The organism is Clostridiisalibacter paucivorans DSM 22131, assembly GCF_000620125.1.
Taxonomy (GTDB): Bacteria; Bacillota; Clostridia; order Tissierellales; family Clostridiisalibacteraceae; genus Clostridiisalibacter; species Clostridiisalibacter paucivorans.
Genome location: NZ_JHVL01000007.1, coordinates 61,913 through 85,203 on the forward strand (window position 1 = coordinate 61,913; position 23,291 = coordinate 85,203).

General features: G+C 34.5%; 23 protein-coding genes. 1 reads left to right on the forward strand and 22 read right to left on the reverse strand.

Features of this window, described 5'->3' with window-relative positions; genetic code table 11:
* Nucleotides 1-24 precede the first annotated feature (24 nt).
* Nucleotides 25-714, forward strand: a complete 690-nt coding sequence (locus Q326_RS17865) for a helix-turn-helix domain-containing protein (RefSeq protein WP_051531152.1) — start codon at nt 25-27, stop codon at nt 712-714.
* Nucleotides 715-752: 38 nt separating this feature from the next.
* Here the strand turns inward: Q326_RS17865 and Q326_RS0104730 are convergent, their stop codons facing one another.
* From Q326_RS0104730 to Q326_RS0104840, 22 genes are all read right to left on the reverse strand, one after another.
* A complete protein-coding gene (locus Q326_RS0104730) occupies nt 753-1,052 on the reverse strand; it encodes a hypothetical protein (RefSeq protein WP_034601139.1) in 300 nt (99 codons plus the stop codon).
* A gap of 60 nt (nt 1,053-1,112) precedes the next feature.
* The gene (locus Q326_RS0104735) at nt 1,113-1,871 is read right to left on the reverse strand and encodes a DUF6933 domain-containing protein (RefSeq protein ID WP_026894323.1); all 759 of its coding nucleotides are present in this window, start codon (nt 1,869-1,871) and stop codon (nt 1,113-1,115) included.
* Nucleotides 1,868-2,506 (reverse strand): hypothetical protein, encoded by a 639-nt coding sequence (locus Q326_RS0104740; RefSeq protein WP_026894324.1) that lies wholly within the window; start codon nt 2,504-2,506, stop codon nt 1,868-1,870. The genes Q326_RS0104735 and Q326_RS0104740 overlap by 4 nt, the downstream gene beginning before the upstream one ends.
* A gap of 53 nt (nt 2,507-2,559) precedes the next feature.
* Nucleotides 2,560-3,525, reverse strand: a complete 966-nt coding sequence (locus tag Q326_RS0104745; RefSeq protein WP_026894325.1) for a hypothetical protein — start codon at nt 3,523-3,525, stop codon at nt 2,560-2,562.
* Nucleotides 3,525-4,376: a hypothetical protein gene (locus Q326_RS0104750; protein ID WP_026894326.1), complete on the reverse strand. Its 852-nt coding sequence runs from the start codon at nt 4,374-4,376 to the stop codon at nt 3,525-3,527. Before Q326_RS0104750 ends, Q326_RS0104745 begins: the two co-directional genes overlap by 1 nt.
* 35 nt (nt 4,377-4,411) lie before the next feature.
* Nucleotides 4,412-5,041 (reverse strand): PDZ domain-containing protein, encoded by a 630-nt coding sequence (locus tag Q326_RS16710; protein ID WP_034601142.1) that lies wholly within the window; start codon nt 5,039-5,041, stop codon nt 4,412-4,414.
* 39 nt (nt 5,042-5,080) lie between these two features.
* Nucleotides 5,081-5,959: a hypothetical protein gene (locus Q326_RS16715; protein ID WP_051531154.1), complete on the reverse strand. Its 879-nt coding sequence runs from the start codon at nt 5,957-5,959 to the stop codon at nt 5,081-5,083.
* A 342-nt stretch (nt 5,960-6,301) separates the two neighbouring features.
* Nucleotides 6,302-7,180 (reverse strand): GIN domain-containing protein, encoded by an 879-nt coding sequence (locus Q326_RS0104770; RefSeq protein WP_026894327.1) that lies wholly within the window; start codon nt 7,178-7,180, stop codon nt 6,302-6,304.
* 302 nt (nt 7,181-7,482) lie between these two features.
* Nucleotides 7,483-8,484 carry a hypothetical protein gene (locus Q326_RS0104775; RefSeq protein ID WP_026894328.1) on the reverse strand — a complete coding sequence of 334 codons (1,002 nt, stop codon included), beginning with the start codon at nt 8,482-8,484 and terminating at the stop codon, nt 7,483-7,485.
* A 25-nt stretch (nt 8,485-8,509) separates the two neighbouring features.
* The gene (locus Q326_RS0104780) at nt 8,510-9,136 is read right to left on the reverse strand and encodes a hypothetical protein (protein WP_034601144.1); all 627 of its coding nucleotides are present in this window, start codon (nt 9,134-9,136) and stop codon (nt 8,510-8,512) included.
* 20 nt (nt 9,137-9,156) lie between these two features.
* Entirely contained in the window at nt 9,157-10,992 is a 1,836-nt protein-coding gene (locus Q326_RS0104785) for a hypothetical protein (protein WP_026894330.1), read from the reverse strand.
* 37 nt (nt 10,993-11,029) lie between these two features.
* The gene (locus Q326_RS0104790) at nt 11,030-12,151 is read right to left on the reverse strand and encodes a DUF3800 domain-containing protein (protein WP_026894331.1); all 1,122 of its coding nucleotides are present in this window, start codon (nt 12,149-12,151) and stop codon (nt 11,030-11,032) included.
* A gap of 368 nt (nt 12,152-12,519) precedes the next feature.
* Nucleotides 12,520-13,215: an acylneuraminate cytidylyltransferase family protein gene (locus tag Q326_RS0104795; protein ID WP_026894332.1), complete on the reverse strand. Its 696-nt coding sequence runs from the start codon at nt 13,213-13,215 to the stop codon at nt 12,520-12,522.
* A complete protein-coding gene (gene neuC, locus Q326_RS0104800) occupies nt 13,215-14,384 on the reverse strand; it encodes a UDP-N-acetylglucosamine 2-epimerase (RefSeq protein WP_026894333.1) in 1,170 nt (389 codons plus the stop codon). The genes Q326_RS0104795 and neuC overlap by 1 nt, the downstream gene beginning before the upstream one ends.
* Nucleotides 14,381-15,376, reverse strand: a complete 996-nt coding sequence (gene neuB / locus Q326_RS0104805; protein ID WP_026894334.1) for an N-acetylneuraminate synthase — start codon at nt 15,374-15,376, stop codon at nt 14,381-14,383. The genes neuC and neuB overlap by 4 nt, the downstream gene beginning before the upstream one ends.
* Nucleotides 15,373-16,017, reverse strand: a complete 645-nt coding sequence (locus Q326_RS0104810; RefSeq protein ID WP_026894335.1) for an acetyltransferase — start codon at nt 16,015-16,017, stop codon at nt 15,373-15,375. Before Q326_RS0104810 ends, neuB begins: the two co-directional genes overlap by 4 nt.
* Nucleotides 16,010-17,056: a sugar phosphate nucleotidyltransferase gene (locus tag Q326_RS0104815; protein ID WP_026894336.1), complete on the reverse strand. Its 1,047-nt coding sequence runs from the start codon at nt 17,054-17,056 to the stop codon at nt 16,010-16,012. Before Q326_RS0104815 ends, Q326_RS0104810 begins: the two co-directional genes overlap by 8 nt.
* 25 nt (nt 17,057-17,081) lie before the next feature.
* The gene (locus tag Q326_RS0104820) at nt 17,082-18,254 is read right to left on the reverse strand and encodes a LegC family aminotransferase (RefSeq protein ID WP_026894337.1); all 1,173 of its coding nucleotides are present in this window, start codon (nt 18,252-18,254) and stop codon (nt 17,082-17,084) included.
* 15 nt (nt 18,255-18,269) lie between these two features.
* Entirely contained in the window at nt 18,270-19,250 is a 981-nt protein-coding gene (locus tag Q326_RS0104825; RefSeq protein ID WP_026894338.1) for an NAD-dependent 4,6-dehydratase LegB, read from the reverse strand.
* Nucleotides 19,251-19,289: 39 nt separating this feature from the next.
* Complete coding sequence (locus tag Q326_RS0104830; RefSeq protein WP_026894339.1) at nt 19,290-20,585, reverse strand: flippase; 1,296 nt, start codon at nt 20,583-20,585, stop codon at nt 19,290-19,292.
* On the reverse strand, nt 20,582-22,042 hold the full coding sequence (locus Q326_RS0104835; RefSeq protein WP_026894340.1) for a glycosyltransferase family protein: 1,461 nt from the start codon (nt 22,040-22,042) through the stop codon (nt 20,582-20,584). Before Q326_RS0104835 ends, Q326_RS0104830 begins: the two co-directional genes overlap by 4 nt.
* Complete coding sequence (locus Q326_RS0104840) at nt 22,039-23,283, reverse strand: hypothetical protein (RefSeq protein ID WP_026894341.1); 1,245 nt, start codon at nt 23,281-23,283, stop codon at nt 22,039-22,041. The genes Q326_RS0104835 and Q326_RS0104840 overlap by 4 nt, the downstream gene beginning before the upstream one ends.
* Nucleotides 23,284-23,291 lie beyond the last annotated feature (8 nt).

A 23,291-nucleotide genomic window follows, 5' to 3' on the forward strand; every position in this document is an offset into this window, starting at 1 on the left:
TTGTATAAAGAGAGGTGGATTATCATGCCCAACAAATCACTAACTGACCAGGAAATTCAAGAATTACGGAAGCGGCTTCGTGCCAGAAGGCTATTTCTTGATTTAACATATCAAGAATTAGCAGAAAAAACTGGCATGAGCAAATCTACTCTTCAACGTTATGAAACGGGGGGTATTAAAAACCTACCATATAGCAAAATACCGATACTTGCTGAAGCCTTAGGGGTTTCTACAGGCTACTTTACGGATTTGGACCAAGATTATACATCACCAAATATCCTTAAGACAAACAGCTTCAATGTTGCAGACAGAACTGAGTTAATCGAAAGAGCTAGAAAATTTGAAGATGAAGCAATCGCTCGTATTACCCCAGCATTAATCCAAAATGGCTATACAGTTGAAAAGCAACCTCATGGATCACTGGGTGATATCGTAGCAATTAAAGGAAAAGAAGCTTGGCATATTGATTTTAAGTTTACAAGCGACTTAGAGAAGCACCCTATAGGTACAGGTCGAACATACCAAGAGTTTCTTTTTCGGCTAGGTAGATTGGCTGTATATCAAGGCAAAGTCACTAAATACTCTATCTTAACCAATATGCGAGTGATAGGCCAACAAATGATTGAAAGGTACAATCCGCGGCACATAGATATTGAACTAAGTGTACTTTACCTTACTCGTGACGGTTACGAAGAACTCTACTTCCAAAAATAACAAAGTCCCGCCAGGCATCTACGCTTGACGGGTTTTATCTATTTTCCAGTTAAATTGAGAAGATCCTCTAAAGGCTCATACCCTTTGTCGTTAAAGACGTACTTCCGCACTTCACCATTGATTGTGGCGGTGATCAGTCCCATCACCTGACCAGGATTTTTCTGAAAGGTCATGGGTAGCTCACCAAAGAACTCGGACCCGAAGGATGATTCAATAAAGTCCAGTTCATTAAGATGGATTGTCCTGATGAAGTTCAAGATATTAAACTTGATCTGTTCTTCGAGACTCAAATCTCCAGCTTTCAGCATTTTCTTTACTTCAATTTCTGAATACTTCATTGGGCTATCCCCTTTCAGATTTTTAATTTTCTTAATCTAGCCTAGTATGTAAGAGCTGATCTATTCACTTTCTTGGGCAGACATTTTCATAATCTCAACCATTTCATCTTTGGGAATTACTTTAAACTCCTTCTTCCCACAATGATTAAACGTACCTACAATGAAAAACGAATGCTTCCTGTCAATAATCTCATGAAATTCAAAGCCATCTTTATGGTCATAGCAGTGTAGTAATTCATTTAAAAATACGTCTTTAGTTCGAATAGATAACTTTTCCCAGGTTTGAAGAGCAGCTTCAGTGATTTGTGCCATGTCTTTTTTTATATCAGGCATCCTATCGTTAAGCTCTCTGACAAACATATCCCCTGAATCATCAAATAGTTCAGTTTTGGGGTTGTATTCAATCTCCGAACTTGGAAGGTGTAAATTCAACTTGTTATAATCTTCATCGACTTCATAAAAACGGTATGGAATCTCTTTAATAATTGAGCTTGATTTCCCTTGTATTTTCTTATCCATGGTCTTTGTGAACATTATAGGTTCCTCTAAATACCGTTCTATCTGTTCTCTGGATGCATATTGATGTATCAAAGCTTTCTTCATTTCTCCTTTGATTAATGCTTCTAGATCTTCCTTGCCACTGACGTCATAAATCATAAATGGAAAAAAATATTTGTCGTTCATTATAAACAAACATTTACTGTCATCAATTTCAAACACACTAAGATGCCATTTAAAAAATCCATCTTCTGAACAAGAATCTTCAGATTTGATTTTATAGAAAGTAAGTAGCTTCTGAGTGCTTTGAATTTGTATCATTTATTTCTCCTTATTTCTTCCATTTCATTTGGCGTAAATCCATTGTTCTCAGGGACTCTAGTATTATTTGCAAGTTCTCTGATGAGTCCCATGAGCTCATTTACATCCTTTTCATTTTTTATTTTAAGTTCCCTGTTTTCGAATAGATATCCTATATTCGCCAGGCTATCAGCAGGCTTGCAATAACGCTGAATTTCTAATGCTAGTTCATCTGCCCTAGATTTTCGCCAGAATCTTTTCCTGAAGAATCGTCTCACCGCTTCAAACTGCTCATTTACCTCAAAATGCTCAAGGTGCGCATACTTCAATAGCTCTTCTTTTTCAGGAATATAGTATGGTTTCCCTGCTTTCTGTCTCATAACCGCATCAAAATTCTCAAAAGCCATTATGAGGGCACTAACAAAATATTCATCTTTGATTCCGATATATGTTTCGATGTTTCTGGTTCTTTCATCTTCTTCAATTAATCTCAAGTCATTAAGATTGATTTGATAGTCGTTTTGCTTGTTGATGATCTCTATAACCTTTTCTCTATGGATAACACCATAAAGATTGATCATTGCTTGGATGTAGGTGTAGATTTCATTGTAAACTTCTGAATCCATTCCCAGAGCAGTTGCCTTTTTATTTACCATTGTAACATCACCCCCATTTTAATAACAGGGTTAACTGGCGTACATGTATTTAATTAACCTCTATGAGCATTTCCCTTATCATGCCACTCAAGAATCTCAATAGCATATTCAAAAAATTCCTTTATCATAATATCTTGTTGATCTTCTGTTTCTTGATCATGGACAGCGCTAACTGAAGCTAACGCATGAATCAATTGAGGAAATTTATTCTTAAGGATTGTCTTGTCTAATGCCTTTTCCTGCAAACGCCTTCTTGTTCTTATTTTCCTATAATTTTTTTCTTTGCGCTCAAACTTTGGTTTTGAAGCTTTGACTATAACCATCTTTTGTAATTTTTCAATCATCTTTTGATATTCATTATTGAGAAGTATAGAAAGATGATGAAAGTAAAAATCGCTAATTTGATTTATTGTTTCTGAAATTCCAATATTGTCATCACTTTCTATTTGTTTATTAACGTTAATGGTGTTCTTACTATCAATTTCTTTTTTCTTAAAGTATCCATGTAGAATTACAGAAAACATATTGAGATTCATGATATATATTTTGATTTGCAAAAGCATGCCTAGAACATCATCATCTAATATGTATAAGCCCTTCATGGTCAGATTTTCAAGTTTTTCTAGCGTTTCGCTAATACCCTTTTCACTATCTATCGCATGACTGGAATAGCAACTTTCATTATCCTCCAATGATAACCCGCTTTTCTCTAAATTGCTTTTTACAGCCTCCACATTATCTGGATATATTCTTGTCTTATTTTGAACTTCAACAAATTCTCTAATAGCATTATATTGTTCAAGACGCATATCAAGCACTCGAGCTTTGACCTTTTGAATCTCTCTTTTCTTATCAACATATAAAGTTGAGACTACTGCAACAAGAAGCGAAGCAAACAATATGCCTAATATTTCTATAAAGTTTCCTATCATGAAGTCTGGCAATTCATTTATACTTACTGAGATATCAATAAACAAATTAGAAAACCATCCTACAATAGCTTCAAATAAACTCTTCATTATGACACCTCCTGATCGTGGAGAAAAGGTGTCATTACAAGATCATTCGCTTGTAGATGCTCAGATAAAACTTGATATGGTGTGCCAATCTTATCAGCCATCACATCAATTAGTAATTGAAAGATGCCAATTTCATTAATGGCATATAAAGTTTCGCTAAATCTACCATAAAAGAATTCCGCTTGTTTCACTTCATTTCTCAAGGGTGGTTTGGTACAGGATTTTAACTTATACAACTCACCGACTAAAGCTCGTTCAAAATCTGCCTGCATTTTCACCATATCAAAATCAATTACAACACCTAACTTTGGAAGAAAATCTTCAAGGATCTCATCAGCTACCCTTTCATCCAACAATGTTCCATCAGGCATTGGAGTAGTCATCAGATATTTGTAGTATCCGTCAAGCTTTGACATGTATAAATAAACGTATATGAATTCCTTGTAAGATTTTGGTCCCACCAAGTGAAGTTTATTGATATAAAAATCATCAAGGGACTTAAGGATCGCATGAAACTTTTCTCGGCTTTCAAAGAATGGAGGGTATTCTACCGCAGCTCGATCCTTAAGTGTCACTATACCATGCTTTTCTAATTCTCTACGGATATCTAGTTCAGCATCAAGAACAATAGTTCTTTCATTTATTCTTGCCATGGAATCTAGTATTTCAAGATAAGCTGTAATTCGATCATTAAGAATTTTACCTTCACGTTCATTTAAGGCTTCTTGCTTAGATAACCAATGGATTGAAATAAATCCCACTGCTCCAGCAACTATAATAGTTGAAAGGAAGCCAAAGATGCCTTGCCATATAATTTCTGATAAACCTAGAAAAACTGTTTCTTCAATCATCGGTGACCTCCTTCCTTAAATTCGTTCAACACAATCTACTCATCTTCTCCTCGATGCTCCACATTCATAGCATCAACCCAATCTTCCTCAACATAGACCATCCCGTTCCGACCTTCCACCTTACGGTTCGGACCAGCCTTATACAATTTACAGTTTAATGGCCCATAACAGAAAGTTTCAAACCTATATTTTCTTCGACCTCTTGGATTCCAATTATCAATAATTATCTCAACAGGCATCCTAGCTCCCCACATGCAGCTACTACAGAAAACCTCATATGTCCTAGCTGCCAGCCTGCGGTGTCCTCTTTCTCTGTAAACTTCCAGCTCCGGCGGCACCAGTTCCCAGGGTGATGATGAGTTAGAGATGGTGGTGCTTTGGGTGATGAGTTTAAGCTTTGAGACTTTATAGTGATCAACTGGCTCCATATCTGGATCCGGCACAGAGACGCACTCCCCACTGATGATATCGTTCACCTTGAGTTGGTGTTTGGCATGGGCTGCTTTACCGATGCCTATGGAGAAGGTATCATGTTGGTTATTGATTTCTCCCTCTAAAATGATGGCATACCCGAGGTATGTATGAGAAGCTTCATCGAAGGAACGGAGCAAACGGATCCTGGGCTGAATTGAAATTATAGTACCTTTGAAGGTGTGTTTGTCCATGACTTGAGGCCTCCTTTATTTTGATTAAATCATAAATTACTATTCCAATCCAAAATCTTTCTTCAAATCTTCAAAAACTTTGGATTGTGCAAACTTTTCAGGGTCCACTTTAATCTTATCAACAATTTTAGATTTTTGTTTTTCACTAATTTCATCTGATCTCTGTTTTGAAAAGTCTAAAATCTCGTTAAGCTCATTTGCGCAGAAGCTTTTTATTATTTGGTTTTTAGCTTTCAACTGCCCTACTCCATTACATATCTCAGTATTTTCCCAATACTCATCGGGACCTTTACTATATAATGAAAATAATATAATACCCATCATATTAGTAATTGTAGCTTGTGAATTTAGTTCCTTATTAAAAAATGTGTAACTTGTGATTCCTCTATGAAAAGTAACGTGTGGTCTCAGCTCGGGATATGATTTTTCAACGTCAACCAAGTCATCAAAGAAGAAAATATGATGCTCTATTCCATCAATTTCGGAGTTTATTTTTAGTAAGTACTCTCTCATACTTTTCTCTTTTTGAATCAAAATTTCAAGTGTAGTTAAATCTACACCATAAACCTCATGATTTTTCACAAAATCCAGAATATCTAAATATAGACTTCTCCAACTGATAGAAGTAAGAAAATAATATGTTTCTTGATCATAATCAAATTCCTTTATACTGTCATTCATGTATGGATAAAAGAACTTATTTGCAAACTTCGTCTCATATGCACTAAACAGATCCTCACAGTCTCCGCAAAGCATGTAATGTTTTTCTCCATCCTGCACAACTCTATTTGGATTTTCCATATTTCTGATTGCCCCAAATGAAGTTTTCTTCAAATGTCTAATCACGAACTTGGGCACTATGTGACTCAACTCCAAATCTTTATATTCATGACACAACGCGCATTTCTCTTTGGGCATGCTAACACCTCCTCGTTCTTGTATCATTCACCTAGGATGAACTTCCAGCAAAATTCAACCCATTAAACCGAAGTTAAGTGAATATCCTGTAAGTCTGTTCGATTTTATTAAACCTTTCACACCTCTAAATATCATAAGGCATCCCTCCTTCATAAGTCTCTCTGGCTTGTTGCGTTCATCCATTGGATCTTGAGGGAAGTCCATCCTAAGTTAACGACAAAATTCGGGTGGTACCGGGTACCTTTGCGAGGGAGCGTTTTTCTCCCGAGCTTGCTTCGGTACCTTTGCGAGGGAACGTTTTTCACAAATGAATCACCTCCTTGTATATGCAAACGACCTGGTCTAACCTCTTCGTAATACTTTAATGCTACCCGATCCGCCCCTTTTTTCCCGACTAAATTTCATAACTTGATCAATAACAATACTTCCAGACCCAGTTAAATCTAGATAGGCTTCATTAACTGATATCATAGCACCAACATCTCCGGACCCGCTAACATTAGCAAAGATTTTATTTATATTTCCATTCTGAATAATCACTTTTCCTGAACCGCTAATTTTAAACTCAGAGTCATTCAGCAATGTTCCAATTTTTACATCACCACTTCCGGATATTTGAACTTCTGCTTCTTCCACTTCAATTAAATCCATTGAAAATGACCCAGATATTTTTGTATCTAAAACTTCTATGGGCACTTCAGAATATACACTGCCTTTGCCATTCGTATCTGTTGTAAATGTTTCTATCTTAGATTTATTAATTATTATCTCTCCATAAAGTGGATCGGGATCAGGGTTTCTTCGTTTTCCGTTAATCCACACCTCTCCAATAACAACCTTATCACGATTTGGCTTTGTATAGATATTTAAAGCTCCTAGATTCTCTACAATTTCCAAACTATTAAAAAAAGCTTCCGTACCTTGAACTGTAATGTATTCATCGTCAACATCACTCTTTATAATCTTGATATTAACATTACCCCCTGAACAATAAATGCTTTTATAAGAACCCACTAGTATTTTTTTAGATACCAAATCATCCTGAATCGGCTGCTGTGGAAGATAAACTAAGTCAATTTCTCCTTTTCCATAATTAGTAATTGTGTAATCATAAAGATCTATTTCACTTCCATCCTCAAATTTTAAATATCTACCTTCGTTAGAAAGATAGTTTTTATCACTATAAACAGCTATTTCTCCGTTTTCAAAAACCTTTTTCATAAGCTTCCCCTTTCTTTATATATACTTTAATTCTTCACTTCAAGGCTACTCAAAAATACCACCATCAACAAGATTAAAAATAGTTAATAAATTTATATTCAACTTCTTAAGAATACTATCGGATTTCATACTAATATCTTGGATGTTCTTTATATGCTTAGTATTTCCCTGAGACTGTTTGCTCGCTCGTAATTTTGTTTTCAAATATTGATTTTTTAGTGGTATTGTTTTTACCTAAATAACTTACGTGTTCACAATTTTTATAATATACGATTTCATTTATTGAACACCTCCAAATACACCTAGTCTGTCAACCTTCGTCTCTGAGATGTATATAAAAACTCATCTAATAAACTGCTTAGCTTACACATTCTAATATTTCCACTATTGTAGTCTGCTTTAATTATAAAATTGCGTTGTTTTTCTAAAAAAATAAGTTCTTCCTCAGTTAATGTCAATAATTTTATTTGTAGTATTTTCTCCATACTGAAAGGATCAAATGGCAACATCTGCCTTTTAAAACTTTGATAGTCATCTCGAATGTAAAGCTCTATTTTTCTAATATAATTATACCAATAATCTGATGTCCTAACAGCTTCTGTTGAACTTCCATCGCTTGCATAGCCTCCTCCAATTAACCCATAAACATTATTTTCACCTATTTCTACAAGAGTAGTTGCATTAGCTTTTCTCAACATTGAATAGCCTTTATCATCAAGTTTCTCTGTTAAACCAACTATACCTTCTAATTTATTTTTCTCTATAAGCTCTGGCCAATTATTGTAAATAATCTCTATTAACTTAATGTGAGACCACAAATAAGGTTTTCTATGAGAATACACATTAAGGCAATAAACTGCTTCATCATTAACAAAGGCCAACAACAACCAATCGCTTCTTTTGATAAATATTGTATTTTTCTCTAATTGTTCATTCAAATGAAAGTGATGGATGTTCCAGTCATTAAGCAGTCCATCATTCTTTGATGGCCTTATCGTCTGCTTACTCATATATGGTAATAAGTTCTTACCACTTTCGATAGCTGAAACAATCTTACTTAGGGCACTTTTACATTCATCCGGGCATGAGAATTCCTTAGAATAATGCACTCTCCTAGGGTAAGCTGGAATTATTTTTTTCATAGCCTTATGATAATCAAGTGAGTTGTAGCCACCCGGTTTGGGTCTGTATCCCATATTCCTCATTCTATCATTCAGATGATTGTTCCAATCCTCGATTAAATTCATTTTCACTTCATAGGTATCTGCAAGTAAAGCTTTATTAACCTTATATCGATTCTTCAAATGAATCACCCACCTTCAACTCAACCTACTCATCTTCTCCTCGATGCTCGACATTCATAGCATCAACCCAATCTTCCTCAACGTACACCATTCCGTTCCGGCCTTCTACCTTCCGATTAGGACCAGCCTTGTACAGCTTGCAATTAAGTGGACCATAGCAGAACGTCTCAAACCTGTATTTCTTTCGCCCTCTTGGATTCCAATTATCTACAATAATCTCAACTGGCATCCTAGCTCCCCACATGCAGCTGCTACACTTCGTGTCATATGTCCTGGCTGCGAGTCTACGGTGTCCTCTTTCTCTGTAAACTTCCAGCTCCGGCGGCACCAGTTCCCAGGGAGATGAAGTGTTAGTGATGGTACCAGTTGAGATGATCTTGAGTTTTGAGACTTTGTAATACTCGGTAGGCTCAGTGTCAGGATCCGGCACTGGAACGCATTCTCCGGAGATCACATCGTTTACTTTGAATTGATGTTTGGCATGTGCTGCTTTACCGATGCCGATGGAGAAGATAGTGTTTTGTTCATTGATCTCTCCGTCTAAGGTGATTGCATAACCAAGATATGTATGGGAGGCTTCATCGAAGGATCTGGTTAGACGTATGCGTGGTTGGATTGAAATGATTCTTCCGGTGAAGATATGTTTGTCCATTACTGGAGGCCTCCTTTTAATCAAAATAGCTCCATTATTTTTTCCGTAACTTTGTGAACTGTTGTAAAAAACTTAATTGTGTCCTTTATACTACCCTCAATTTCATCAATAAGTATGGCGATTTGGGAATCATTAATATCCCCATCAGATGGGTCACGATAATCTCCATAGTTAACTTGAACATAATATGTCTTATGCTCTTTCTCATCAATGCTTAGAATGAAGCGTATTTCATCAATGCCGCCATTCTCGGGAAATATTTCTCCATTTACAGCAATTGAATAAGTTGTATTGTCTATATCATACCAACCCACTTTAAAATTTAGATCAAAATAATCGAAATTAGCATCCAAATAGTTCTTATTCTCAGAATAGTAATGTAAGGCATCTTGAATATTTAGATCTTGAAAAAGATATTTCTCAATAAACAAATCCAAATCCAGTTTATTATCATCAGGCTCAATTTCTAATTCTAATTCCTCAATTACAATTTTTCTAATTTCACTGTCTAGGTCTGGGGCTTCTTCATTAATGCTCATATCTTCGACTTCATATAAACAGCTTCCTATTTCATCTAACAATATTCCTATGTTTTCTAATCCATTAATGACACTAATTAAATTCTGAATTTCAGGACAACTTTCAGCTAGTGCAGTTTCAACATAATCTTCAGAAAGAGGAAATTCAATGCCAAACGACTCTCTCTGTTGTTCTACATAATCAGATTCATACCTTTCTTTTTCGATTTCCATATCTTCAAGTGCACTTCTAACGCCTTCTTCATCGGAATAAAAACTGCTTTCAATGTAGGCATCGCATTCATTAAATTTCTCGTGCATCCAATTACAAATAGCAATAATATCCTCATATAATTCTTTGCAGATCGGCTTGTTATGAGCTATCATATTACGCATTTTAGACAATTTATTTTCCCAACAACTTTTGAAATCATCATCTAGAATGACAAGTATGTCTCGATGATTTAAAACATCAGTTGTACCAAATAGATTAATTGCTTCTGCTTCATCTTCTCTACTTGGTTTTCCATCAAAAATATATTCTCGGTTATTTACTGCTTCTTCGATTAACCTAAATTGTGCAAAGATATCATTTACGTCCGCATCATTATCCAAAAGTTCTTTAATGTCAGTGAGCTTTGATACAATTGAATCTCCATTTTCATCAATACTGCTGGAGTCTTTCAATTCCAAAATTTTTGGCAGTTTTAAAAAGTCTATATTGGCATAGTCAGTATTTATCCTTTTAAAGGTATTGTACTTGCCATTTACTTCCTTTCTAAACCACTTAGAGTAATCATCCACTTCTTTTTTCAAGGATTTTGATAGCAGCAATTTTCCATACTTTTTCATCAAATATCTAGTTAAAATACTTCTTAACCTATTTTCTACTTTATGTATTTCAACATAGGCAGTCTGACATATTTGTTCATTATTGAAGTCTTGGAGCAAAAAAATATTTGAGTTTTCACAAAATCTATTGAATGTTTCAATCAACTTAATTTTAGTATTATACACTGTGCCGAATAAATTATCATCGGTGCTTTCAACATTCATTTCACAACCTATAAGCACTTTGTTGCCAAATATATCCCTAGAAAGTATAAAATCAAATTTTTGATCATTAATAAGTATGTTAACTTTAACTTTAGAAATAATCTCTTCGTCAAAGAATTTCTCGTACTGTATTGTGTTATCACTTTGCCCTAAATTACCTAACAGATTTTTTGTAAAGTCGATTAGAAAGTCTTTATCCAAATTGACGTCATTACATTGATAGTCTTTACCCTTAATTTTCACCCTACTTTTCAGACGACCGATAATCTCAATTTTGCTCATATTCCACCTCGCTATTCATACAGATACCAAGAGAAGGTCATGATAGCTTATCCATCAACGCCAACAACGATCCTCTGTGCTGAATCATCTCAATACTATTCACATTCTCAATTAGTCCTCTGTGAAGTCTTTCAGCTCTGTCTATTAGTGAGTTGATTATACGGATGCATTCTTTCTGTTCCTGAGTAAGTGATTCCATTTTGCTTATGATCATTTTAGGTGTAGATTGATCTAACTCCGCAAATAACTTTCCGAGCAATCCCACCCAAACATCAGATATCTGTATCAGTCGCTCGTTCTTAGAATCAATGAATTTAAAATTGGACAGCTTCTCACCTTTTAGAGTGTAGATCGTATTTTTTAAGGCTAATTCTGCCTCAGCTTCTTCATCAAAATAATGCACGGAATCTTTATAGAATGCACATCTACCATCTCTTAGGCCAAAATATTCCTCCACTAATAAGCCAGGTGTGTTATCTTCAATAAAGACCAACTCTCCCTTACGTCCATTTGCTTTCAGTAATTGCCGGAAATTCTCTAAATAGAAATCTTCGTCACCGTAGGATTGTATAAGATCACTCAGCTCAAAGCAAAAATTCTTAATATCCTCTTTATCTAAGCTTGGATAATTATAGCTATGGAGTATTGGAAGGATTTCATCCATATGATTTATAACAAATCTATGTAAACTGGCCTTCAAAGCTTGTACCCACTCTAGTCCGAAGTTGAACTGAGGCTGAGTAGCAAATAGGGAATCAACTATATCTACGACAGAAAAGTACATATTATTTAAAGTAGCATAATGTACATAGAGTCCGCTACTATCAAGCCATGAAAGAAATTGCTGAATTGGTTTCTTGCTTATTGCTGACCAGAAATCAGCTCCTCTTCCAGCTAATGTCCTAAACTTAATTTCTGATGCATTGATTTTCAGCCCCTCAAACAACTTATCTACATCGCATGGAGATGTATCACCCTTAAATAATACGCCGCCAAGAATAAAATCATTAGCAATGCCTTCTTCTGCATTTACACCATTCTCTGTCAATCTAAACTTACGAACGTTCCCGGTCTCATCATAATAGAAGCTGCACTTCTCATCAAAAAGTAGTAAGTCTGAAAACTCGCTAATCATATTTCTATATTCATCTACGTCCATGTTACTCACCTACCCATCAACAAAATATTCTGTAAACTCATCTTCTAAAAAAACGGACATCTCTGCGTCTAAAAATGCCCGTTCTCTTTCACTGCTAATCATGGTGTCAAACTGATTATGGATATCAACCAGAATCACTACCGATCTGAAAAGTTACCATCACTGCCTATCTGGGTGTCAAACTAATCATGGCCTATCTGGAATTCAAACTGATCACGTCTATCAACCTAGATCATCTTCCCCCCGTAAATAACCCTTATTAGAGCCTCATATAAGATTCCCAAATCTACCTATGTGGAGGAATAGTTTCTTGGGGAGTTGGTGCTTAAACTTAACGCTGGATCAAACTTGCTGACATGCTCTTAATATCACTTCTTGCTACGTTCAGAAATTAATACCTCTGCAATTGTAAAATCCATTTGATTATCTATATCAATAGAATTCTCTTTTCTCATAACTGAAGCAATGCTTCTCTCACCATAGATATCTGATGTTCTCATAAGATAGTCAACTTTCACAATATACAAAGCTCCATTAATCCGATAGTAAGTCGGGATACTCTGTCTAGGCATTTTTACCACTTCTGGTCTTATGAAGTTTTCCATCGAAAGATCTTCAGGTAAAGTATTTGCCCATAATGGAGAATGATCCATTTCGCAAACTCCCACAACAAAATTTGCATCCTTCTCCTTCATAATCTTATATCCTTCAATGATATCATTCGAAGTTCTAAGTGGTGACGTTGGCTGTAAAAGCACAACCGTATCAAATTCAGTTCCTAAATTCTTATATCCTTCAATAACTTCTTTGACTACATCCCATGATGAAGCTGTGTCATTTGATAATTCATTGCTCCTCAAGAAAGGTACATTAGCACCCCATTGCTTTGCAATATCAGCATATTCTTGTGAATCGGTGGAAACCATGATTTCACCAAACAAACCCGATTCTCTTGCAGCTTCAATGGTATAAGCTAACAAAGGTTTGCCACTCAAGAGCTTAATGTTTTTGTCCTTAAGCCCTTTAGATCCTGATCGTGCAGGTATGATTGCCAGATTTCTCATTACTCCACCTCGCAATCATAAAACTTTTTCTTAAGGTCTATTTTATTTTTAATCACATATTCTTTTATTACCTCAACTACCTTATTAGATGTATCTGCATTACCATATGGATTAACCGTTTTCTTAGCTTTCCGTACTATTTCTTCACTTAATGCTAAATCGAACGCTCTTCTGATGCTTGCCTGTGTTGGGTCACAGTTAATGACACTGCTTGCTTGTAGCCTCCCCTTTTGTCGGTCTCCAATATTGACTGTAGGGATGCCAAAGCTAGGAGCTTCTAATAATCCACTAGAGGAATTACCAATAACCACGCTACAATACTTGAGTGCACTTAAGTATCGTCTCATACCAAGTGATGTAAATGCGAAAATATTATCATTTTCTTTGGCATAATTATCAATAAATTGATTTATAATCCGTCCTTCAGCATCTGCATTTGCTTTAGTGAAGATAAAATCTAAGTTCTTATATTCTTTGCAGACTTCGAGAAGCGATTCAATTTGCTTCTCAGAGCTGTTATTTTCAAGTGTTACTGGATGGAATGTAACCACCGCATATGGCTTTGATAAACTGATATTAAGTTCATTCTCTAATTCTTCTTTTTGTAGCAATTTTTCATTTAAGATGTTTTCAATACCGATGCCTCCAACGTTGTATACACGCTCTGGATGCTCACCTAATTGAATAACTCTATTTCGGTACTCATTTGTACTTGTAAAATGAAGATAGCTTAACTTTGTTATCGCATGACGAATAGACTCATCAATGGCACCTTCTGTGGTTTCTCCCCCATATAGATGAGCTATGGGAATTCTCTGATTCATTGCTGTACTTGCTACAGCCAGTGTTTCATATCGATCTCCAAGAACAATCAACAAATCGGGATTTAGCTTCTCAAAATAATCAGCAAAGCTAATCATCGCAAGCCCCATCGATTTGGAAATAGACGATGGCGTATCTGAGCTTAAAAGGATCTCGATTTTCTCATCAATGACAAAACCATCCTTTTCAATTTCTTTATACGTCAAACCGAATTCAGGTGAAAGATGTGCTCCCGTGGCTACGATTCTTACATCAAATTCCTCAACTGTATTAAGTTTTGCGATTATTGGTTTCAACAAACCATATTCAGCTCTTGTAGCTGTTAAAATACTGATTATTCTCTTCATAGCTCTATCAACTCATCTTCTTCAAAATCTCTTGGTGCTGGCTTTCCTATGATATCAAACCATCTCATAGGACTTATACCATCACCTGGTCTTTTTACTGTTAGGTTCTCTTCCGTAAAAATTTCACCTGCTTTTATGTCTTTACTTGCAATAATACTCTTACGCGCTACTGCCATATTCTTCTTCTCTGATTCGACTGGCTGTTTCATTCCATTACCTAAAGCCAATTCAATATGTCTTATGGAATCAACCATGGCTTTAAGCTCATTTGGTTCTAAGCTCGCTTTATGATCGGGTCCCTCCATATTTCTGTCTAAGGTAAAATGCTTCTCTATAACTGTAGCACCTAAAGCAACCGCGGCAATAGGAACCTCTATGCCTTTAGTGTGATCCGAATAACCCACCTTGACACCAAATTCTTCCTTTATTGTGTTCATAGCTCTTAAGTTTACATCTTCAAATGGTGTCGGGTATTCTGTAGTACAATGAAGAACTGTAAGTTCTGTTGCTCCATTTTCTTTTAAAGCTTTAATAGCACTTCTTATGTCTTCCATTGTGCTCATGCCGGTGGAAAGTATCACAGGTTTATTTAGGTTAGCAATCTTGATTAGATAAGGAAGGTTGGTAATGTCTCCTGAAGGAATCTTCCAAGTGCCCATTTCTAAACCATCTAAAAAATCTATGCTATCAAAATCAAAAGCAGTGGACATAAATTCAATGCTTTTACTTTTACAGTATTCATTCAACTCGACAAACTCATCAAAGGAGAGTTCGAGTTTCTTAAGCATATCCTGTTGGGATTCTTCTGGCTCAGTCTGCTGCTTTTGATATTCAGCTTTTACTGCATTTTTTGAAACGATATTCTTAGAAACAAAAGTCTGAAACTTTACGCAATCAGCCCCTGCATCTTTAGCTGCATCGACTAGTTTTTTTGCTAATTCCAAACTTCCATTATGATTTACGCCAGCTTCTGCAATAACGAATACACTCATAGTTTCTTCACCTCCTTGCATGGATTTCCGTAAGCTATGGTATTTGAGTCAATGTCATGTAAGACGACACTTCCCATACCAATAATTGAATTTGATCCTATATGAATTTGCTGTTTAACCGTTGCATTTGAACCAACGTGTGATTTTTCTCCAACAACTACTTCTCCACCTAAAACAGCTCCTGGAGCAATGTGGGAAAAGGTACCTATCTGACAGTCGTGTTCCACAATAGATCCAGAATTTATGATGGCTCCCTTTTGAATTAGAGCTCCAGCATTTATTATACTCTGTTTCCCAACAAACACACCTTGTTCAATTATCGCATGCTTACTGACTTTTGCAGAATCATCAACGATGAACGGGATCTCATAATCAATTTCACTAAGAAGATTAAAAAGTTTTATCCTAAGAGTTGGATTTCCGATACTTCCAATTGTGACAAAGGCATACCTGTAACCATCTCTAAATAAAGCTGGTAGATCATCATCACATCCCACTACAGGAACACCCATAACTGACTTACCAAGATTCTCTTTCTTATCGACAATCCCGATTTCTGCATATTCATTTAGTTCAAGAAGACTATCTAATACTGATTTACAATGGCCTCCGCCACCAATTAAAAGTATTCTTTTATTCATCTCTCTCTAACCTTCTTCGCATTTCTTCCATTTCATCAATCTGACCCATGTCCATCCAACTATTCTCACTTATTGGATAAATACCGATTTTCTCACCTTTAGCTTTATACTGTTCAATGATATCCGGAAAGCCAATAGGCTTATCTTCCTCAAGCTCTTCAATAATCTTAGGCTCTACAATGTACATCCCTGTATTTGTGAAAAAAGATAGTTCGGGTTTTTCCTTCATACTTTCTATTTTGCCTGTTTCACTGATTTCAATAACACCATATGGTATTTTAATGTTCTTTAGTGAACAAACCATAGTGATTAAATTATTTTCCTTCTTATGGTAATTATATATCTTTTCATAATCTTCTTCGATCAGAATATCACAATTAGATAAAATAAATGTTGAGTTAATCTTTCCCTTAAGAAGGCTCAGACCTCCACCTGTACCTAATGGCTTATCTTCATCTACATAATCAACCTTGTATGCTTTTTCAATTTCATTGAAATAAGCTTTAATCATATTCTTCTTGTGATTAACAACAAGATAAAACTGATCGCTTCCATGTCGATTGAAACGGTTGATGATATGCTCAACAATTGGAATTTCTCCAATGGGAATGAGTGGTTTAGGAAGTATTTTTGTATAAGGATAAAGACGCGTACCAAGGCCACCTGCCATAATAACAACTGGTACTTCCAAAGTTCTATGTGGTTCGACTTCTTCATCATTCCATAACACCACAGAAAGGATATTACTCTCTTTATCTAGTATTGGAAGAGCTTCAATGGAATGCTTTTTCATAAATTCTTTTGCTTTGGTTTTCTCTTCCTCTAACAGATATTTGGGATTGTAGTTTGCAATCTCCCTGACTTTAGCATCCAGGTTTCCTTTCTTTAGGATCCATCTTCTGATGTCACCGTCTGTAATGGCTGCAACAAAATGACCATCCCTAGTAACAAAAAGTACTTTCTTGGCAACTTTATCTAATTGTTGCATCGCTTCAAGCATTGTTGATTCTTCGTCTATTAAAAATTCTATAACTTCCATTTCCGCACCTCTTTTCAAAGGCGATTTACACCACCTCTGGTTGTTTTAAACATTCAATAACATAGGCAGCGTCTTCTCTTGAAAGATTAGAGCTGCATGGGATATTTACTACCTTGTCCAAATACTGTTTAGCCTTATCAATTTTATAAGTTTGACTTCCCTCATATGGCCTTTGGTCACTGATCAATCCCCATATCGGTCTTGCCTGGATCTTCTTAGATGCTAAATATTTGATGATTTGATCTCTATTTAATGCGTATCCTTGTTCTACATATAGTGCATAAAACCAATAATTAGGACGAATACTATCCTTAAAATCTAAAACTCTAAGGCCAGGTATCTCTTGGATTTCATTCTTATAGAAATCATAATTACGCTTCTTAGTCTCAATAAACTCTTCAAGTTGTTCCAGCTGTGCAAGTCCTAAGGCTGCCTGAAGGTTTGTCATACGGTAATTATAGCCAATTTCATCGTGGGTATAGTAAAGCTCATCACTTTTCGCTTGGGTTGTAAGATGCTTTGCCCTCCCTAAAAGTTCTTCATTATCTGACACGATAATGCCACCACCGCCAGTAGTCATGATTTTATTTCCATTAAAAGAATAAACACCAACATCTCCGATGGTTCCAGCGTGTTTGCCATTATATTTTCCTTCAATATAATAAGTACCAATAGCTTCTGTTGCATCTTCGATTACTTTAAGATTGTACTTATTAGCAACTTCAATGATACCCTCCATGTCAGCCATGTTTCCAAAAACGTGAACGACAATCATTGCTTTAATATGCTTTTTAGTTAAATTATTGATGAGTTTACCATCTAAAAAACTACATTCCGTTTCACAGAAGTCTTTTAGCTTATCAACATCCATAGTAAGTGAATCATCACAGTCCATAAAAATAGGCTCTGCACCGATATACTTAACTGGATTTACTGCTGCGATAAACGTTAATGTTGGGACAATGACTTCGTCTTCTTTTGTAACCCCACAGACTTCAAGTGCAATATGAAGTCCTGATGTGCCATTTTGACAGGAAATAGCACCTTTGCACTTAGCATACTCTGCTACTTTCAATTCAAAATCATTTACATATGGACCACCTGTTGATACCCATTCTGTTTCAACCGCATGTGTAACATACTCAAGCTCTTTTCCTTTTAAGTTAGGAACGGATAGAGGTATGAATTTTCGACTCATTTTAGCACCTCCAAATTAAATATTGTAAATATCTGTCTTATACTGATCTAAGTTATGCTTGAAGAACTCAATTGTTTCTGCTAAGCCTTGTTCAAAGGTATAATTAGGCTTCCAATTGGTCAGTCTCATGATTTTCTCGTTGGATCCTAAAAGTCTATTTACTTCACTCTTTTCTGGTCTTAGCCTTTGTTCATCACAAATTATCTTTGCATTCGGGTTGATTTGCCTAATCAATTCCTCAGCTAACTGACCGATTGAAATCTCTTGCTGTGTTGCAATATTTATTTCTTCACCGATTGTGTTGTTTGATTTTGCAATTTCTATAAAACCATTCGCCGTATCTTTTACATAGTTAAAATCTCTAGTTGGTGTTAATGAGCCAAGTTCAATATCTTCTTTTCCGGCAAGAAGCTGTGTAATTATAGTCGGAATAACCGCTCTTGCTGATTGTCTTGGTCCATAGGTGTTAAATGGACGAACGATTGTAATTGGCATATTAAAGCTACGATAGAATGATTCTGCTAAACGATCCGCACCAATTTTTGTTGCAGAATAAGGGGATTGTCCTTGATATGGGTGTTTTTCATCAATAGGCACATATTGAGCTGTACCATATACTTCTGATGTTGATGTGATTAAAAGCCTTGAAGTATCTAAATCTCTAGCCGCTTGCAGTACATTAAGTGTACCCTTAATATTCGTATCCACATACGTATCTGGTGAATGATAGCTGAAAGGAATAGCAATCAGTGCAGCAAGATGAAACACCTCGTCCATGCCTTTCATAGATTCTCTGACTCCATTAGGATCTCTCACATCTCCTGTAAATACTTCTACTTCTTTCATTATTTCTTTAGGAAGTGTATCTAACCACCCCCACGAATTAAATGAATTATAATATGCAAAAGCTTTAACCTTATGTCCCTGCTTGACTAACTCTTCTGTTAAATGACTTCCAATAAACCCGTCTGCTCCGGTTACAAGTATTTTACTCATTGTTTTCCTCCTAATATAGTTTCCTAGTATAGTTTTTAATTAGCTTCCAATATTTTTATGCTTCATTATATTCCAAGGCATCGTGTACAGATTGGAAGATAATATCCATGTTAAGATGAATTTTATTAAATAAATAATTGTAGTAGCTTGAGCTGCTCCAATTGCTCCATTTTTTCTTATCAATACGTAATTCAAAACCAAATTGAACAGTGCAGTAGAAAAAGTTACCCAAGCAAGATAAGATGTTTTTTGAGCATAGAATATATAGCTACTGATCATCATATACATTCCATTAAACGCATATCCCAAAGCAATCCAAGTTACATAAATACTTGATTGACTAAATTCCTTTCCAACAAAAAAACTTAAGAATGGTGGTGCTAAAAGAGATAGAGTGATTGCCATAACTAAAATGATAAGGAAATAAGCATATGTGAACTTTACAATCTTTCTTTTTGTTGCTAAAATATTTTCCTTAAGTTTGGAATATAACCACGGAACATAAGCTTGATTGAATGAAGTTGCCAACAAATTAATAATCATTCCTATCTGATAACCGACAGTGTAAATACCTGTTGTTTCTATTCCCACCATATTTGTTATGAAAACTCGATCCATCAGAGTCATAATGACACCACCAAGCGCATGTGGAATTAATGGTACTCCAAATCCTAATGCATGCTTGATATATGTTCTATTAATATTAAATTTGAGCCAATTATTTTTAAATAATATAAAAAATCCAATCAATACAAATATTATAAGTGAAATAAGTTGAGCATATACTCGACCTTTCCACGTCAATCCAACAAATACTACTAAGACAATACTCAGTAACATATTCAATGCTGTTTGAGAAATTTGATAAATACCATACTGCAAAGGCTTAACTTGTACTTGCCATAATGTCAAAACTATTCTGGTGATAAATTGAGAAAATGAAATTACTACTACCACCCAAAGTATTTGAGAAGGTACTGATGAAATGTCTGAAATTACACTTGAAAAGAAATAAAATAAAGTTGAAACGAGTAATGTGCTAATAACTAAGATTAATATAGAATTAGTTATATATTCTTTTATATCAACCTTATCTTTCTCATAGTACATCCTTGCTATAGCTCCATGAACGCTCAAACCTGTAAATGGTGCCACGAAACTTACTAAAACTCCAAACATCGAAACGATTCCGTAATCTGCAGGAGAGAGATATCGAGTTAAAATAGGCAAAAGAAAAAACGGAATAGCACTATTTAGTACGCTTGTCATTGTATAAATTCCAGCTGATTTAAATAATGTAGACTCTAATACTACTTTAAGTTTTCTAAAATTCATTTGTCATCTCTCATTTTCATAATTTTATTGATCTCACTGAGCATATTATTCATACTGTTCTGCTGCCAAAAATATGACAAATTATAATTACGCTCTTTAAAGTTATTATCTTTAAAGTAATTGACAATTTCATCAGAGTTTTGAGCAAGATAAACTAATCCTTTATCACATAGGTCTTCCATTATCTCATAACCATATAATTTCATAATTATAGTTTCTAATCCATAACCCAGTCCCTCAAATAAAGCCGTCGAGTATACACCTATTTGAATATCTGATTTGGAAAAATAGTAGTGCATGTCTTTATTGTTATGACTAACAACTTCTATATTATTATTTACAAGCCATGGGTATTCTCTTTTCCACCTTGCATATTCTCCAGGGTGAAGTTTATAAATAATTTCATATTTGTTTTTATCCAACTTATCAGAAATGTCTACGGCTATCTTACTCAACTCCTTGCCAATTGTACCTTGAGATATAAACAAAATTACTGTTTTAAGATTGTCTTTAATGTCTTTTTTTTGTTTATTGTCATTTACTTTTTTCTCAAAATACGGCCATCCAACAACTTTAACCTTTTCTGAATCAATTGGTAGTCTTGTAGTTTGGCTCCAAAACTGACCATAAGTAAATATGTAATCAGGAAAACCAGACATCTTAATTTTTTGCAAGTAATTATATGCTACATGGTGCTTCCCCATCGTTCCGTGTTGTAATTCAACAATAGGAATTTTCATTTCCCTTGCAACATTATTAAATATCAAATTAGACGGACTATAATGAACGACCTCTAAAACAATTTTAGGACTGACCTTTTTTAGTATTTTACGATAATATTTAGAATAAACTTTATACCTTGTATACGCACTAATTATATGCTTTCTAAGATCAATGCTCGTATTAAACACCGCATTAAACTTTTCATTCAGGCAATTTATAAGTTCATGGTCCTGAAGCGAAAAAAAGTTAAACATACTCTTGCTTATTAATAAGTTCCACAATGTTGTTTTTATTCCGCTTATAAAATTTACATAATCAAAATATCTAACATCCTTTGTATAAATTGGATTAAAGTGTTCATCAATATAAGGCTGCTCATAGACATAATAGGAGTAGTCTAATGTTTTAAGTAGGTTATCAGTATAGATACATTCGAAGTAATCCCCACTTTTTACACGTCTCTGGTGATTTAATACAATTATATCTTTTTTTCTAATACCATATAAAGGATTGTTTTTAATCATAAACTTTATATTTTTAATTCTTTTTAATAATCTATGTTGAATCTTAATCTTATCAGTATCAACTTGGCTGGTTCCAGTATCTTCGCGCTTATTAAGTACTTCATTATAAACTGCGAATCTTATAAACTGCCAATATTTAAAACCCGATATTTCACTTTCATGCATTTTATAGTCATTTTCAAACTCTAGGAATTCTTCTAATAATTTCATTTTGATCCCTCAACATTACCTTTTTTCATCTCACTTAAATTGAATCTGTCATTTATTGAGTTTTTTATGTAAATATACATAAATAACATTAAATACAGAGGTTCAACAGTAAAAAAGATATAATCATCACCGATTTGAATGAATAAAATAAACAACAATAATATAGTTTCAAAATAATTTTTCTTAGCAACATTTTTTTTGTAAGTTACTTTAAGCGCATCAAACCACAAAAGTAAATAACTAACAAACCCAAAAATTCCAGTAATGTACATAGCACCAAGAAACTGATTATGTGGATGAAATAACAAGAAATTTGTACTTAATGAAGCATCGAAGAAGCCATATCCAAAGAAAAAGTCAATAATTCCACCGCTAAAAATGTTAGACAAATAATTATCCCAGATCGATACTCTATTGTTAAATAAAATATCAGCTTTATACATAGGAATATTAAATAATTTTATAGCTATTTTGGAAACTAATACTGATGAAAATGCAGTTAAAAAAAGCGATATATAAACGACATTCTTTCCTTTTGACTTTAGTACTCGTAATATCAGATAGATACTTACCACCAAGAACATTGTTATAATTATTGTTACTTTACCAATAGTTAAGCTTAAGTAGCCTAGGAGCAAAAACCCTAAATATTTCAATATTTTATTCTGGATGATTGATAACCACATGATACTCAATACACCCATATAAGAAGCAATTATAGAAAACTGAATACCTTCAGTATTTAGTCTTATTCTATTAAGTTCCAAAAATAAAAAATCTCTTGTTCCAGGAGCTACATAAATATTTTTAGTTATAAATACCGAATAAAATGTATATATTCCAGCACAAACATAAAGAATAAATACAATCTTTTGGAATCTCTCTCTTAATGATAGAACAGCTACTACCACGAATAAAATCAGTAAAATATATGAAATATATTCTTTAATATAATTAAGATTAATAATTGTTGAAATAACTAAAAAAGTAATATGAGTAAGCAAAATCCGATATTTACTAAAAAACCGAATAATCACTTTTGAGTTTTTTATAAAAACAAATAAGAAAACATACATAAAAATAGCAAGAAGAAAGTATCTTGAAAGCCTTCCAAAAGTACCTAATGGTTCAATCAATAAATATTCTCTTAATATACTTATGGCTACATACAAGATCAATGTAATCTCAATAAACTTTATTTCAATTAAGTTCAACTTGAGAATTCTATCTTTGATATTCAATTTACCCC

Coding starts and splice junctions, on each gene's coding strand:
- Q326_RS17865 (WP_051531152.1), top strand. CDS start 25: ATGCCCAACAAATCACTAACTGACCAGGAAATTCAAGAATTACGGAAG.
- Q326_RS0104730 (WP_034601139.1), bottom strand. CDS start 1,052: ATGAAGTATTCAGAAATTGAAGTAAAGAAAATGCTGAAAGCTGGAGAT.
- Q326_RS0104735 (WP_026894323.1), bottom strand. CDS start 1,871: ATGATACAAATTCAAAGCACTCAGAAGCTACTTACTTTCTATAAAATC.
- Q326_RS0104740 (WP_026894324.1), bottom strand. CDS start 2,506: ATGGTAAATAAAAAGGCAACTGCTCTGGGAATGGATTCAGAAGTTTAC.
- Q326_RS0104745 (WP_026894325.1), bottom strand. CDS start 3,525: ATGAAGAGTTTATTTGAAGCTATTGTAGGATGGTTTTCTAATTTGTTT.
- Q326_RS0104750 (WP_026894326.1), bottom strand. CDS start 4,376: ATGATTGAAGAAACAGTTTTTCTAGGTTTATCAGAAATTATATGGCAA.
- Q326_RS16710 (WP_034601142.1), bottom strand. CDS start 5,041: ATGGACAAACACACCTTCAAAGGTACTATAATTTCAATTCAGCCCAGG.
- Q326_RS16715 (WP_051531154.1), bottom strand. CDS start 5,959: ATGCCCAAAGAGAAATGCGCGTTGTGTCATGAATATAAAGATTTGGAG.
- Q326_RS0104770 (WP_026894327.1), bottom strand. CDS start 7,180: ATGAAAAAGGTTTTTGAAAACGGAGAAATAGCTGTTTATAGTGATAAA.
- Q326_RS0104780 (WP_034601144.1), bottom strand. CDS start 9,136: ATGGACAAACATATCTTCACCGGAAGAATCATTTCAATCCAACCACGC.
- Q326_RS0104785 (WP_026894330.1), bottom strand. CDS start 10,992: ATGAGCAAAATTGAGATTATCGGTCGTCTGAAAAGTAGGGTGAAAATT.
- Q326_RS0104790 (WP_026894331.1), bottom strand. CDS start 12,151: ATGGACGTAGATGAATATAGAAATATGATTAGCGAGTTTTCAGACTTA.
- Q326_RS0104795 (WP_026894332.1), bottom strand. CDS start 13,215: ATGAGAAATCTGGCAATCATACCTGCACGATCAGGATCTAAAGGGCTT.
- neuC (WP_026894333.1), bottom strand. CDS start 14,384: ATGAAGAGAATAATCAGTATTTTAACAGCTACAAGAGCTGAATATGGT.
- neuB (WP_026894334.1), bottom strand. CDS start 15,376: ATGAGTGTATTCGTTATTGCAGAAGCTGGCGTAAATCATAATGGAAGT.
- Q326_RS0104810 (WP_026894335.1), bottom strand. CDS start 16,017: ATGAATAAAAGAATACTTTTAATTGGTGGCGGAGGCCATTGTAAATCA.
- Q326_RS0104815 (WP_026894336.1), bottom strand. CDS start 17,056: ATGGAAGTTATAGAATTTTTAATAGACGAAGAATCAACAATGCTTGAA.
- Q326_RS0104820 (WP_026894337.1), bottom strand. CDS start 18,254: ATGAGTCGAAAATTCATACCTCTATCCGTTCCTAACTTAAAAGGAAAA.
- Q326_RS0104825 (WP_026894338.1), bottom strand. CDS start 19,250: ATGAGTAAAATACTTGTAACCGGAGCAGACGGGTTTATTGGAAGTCAT.
- Q326_RS0104830 (WP_026894339.1), bottom strand. CDS start 20,585: ATGAATTTTAGAAAACTTAAAGTAGTATTAGAGTCTACATTATTTAAA.
- Q326_RS0104835 (WP_026894340.1), bottom strand. CDS start 22,042: ATGAAATTATTAGAAGAATTCCTAGAGTTTGAAAATGACTATAAAATG.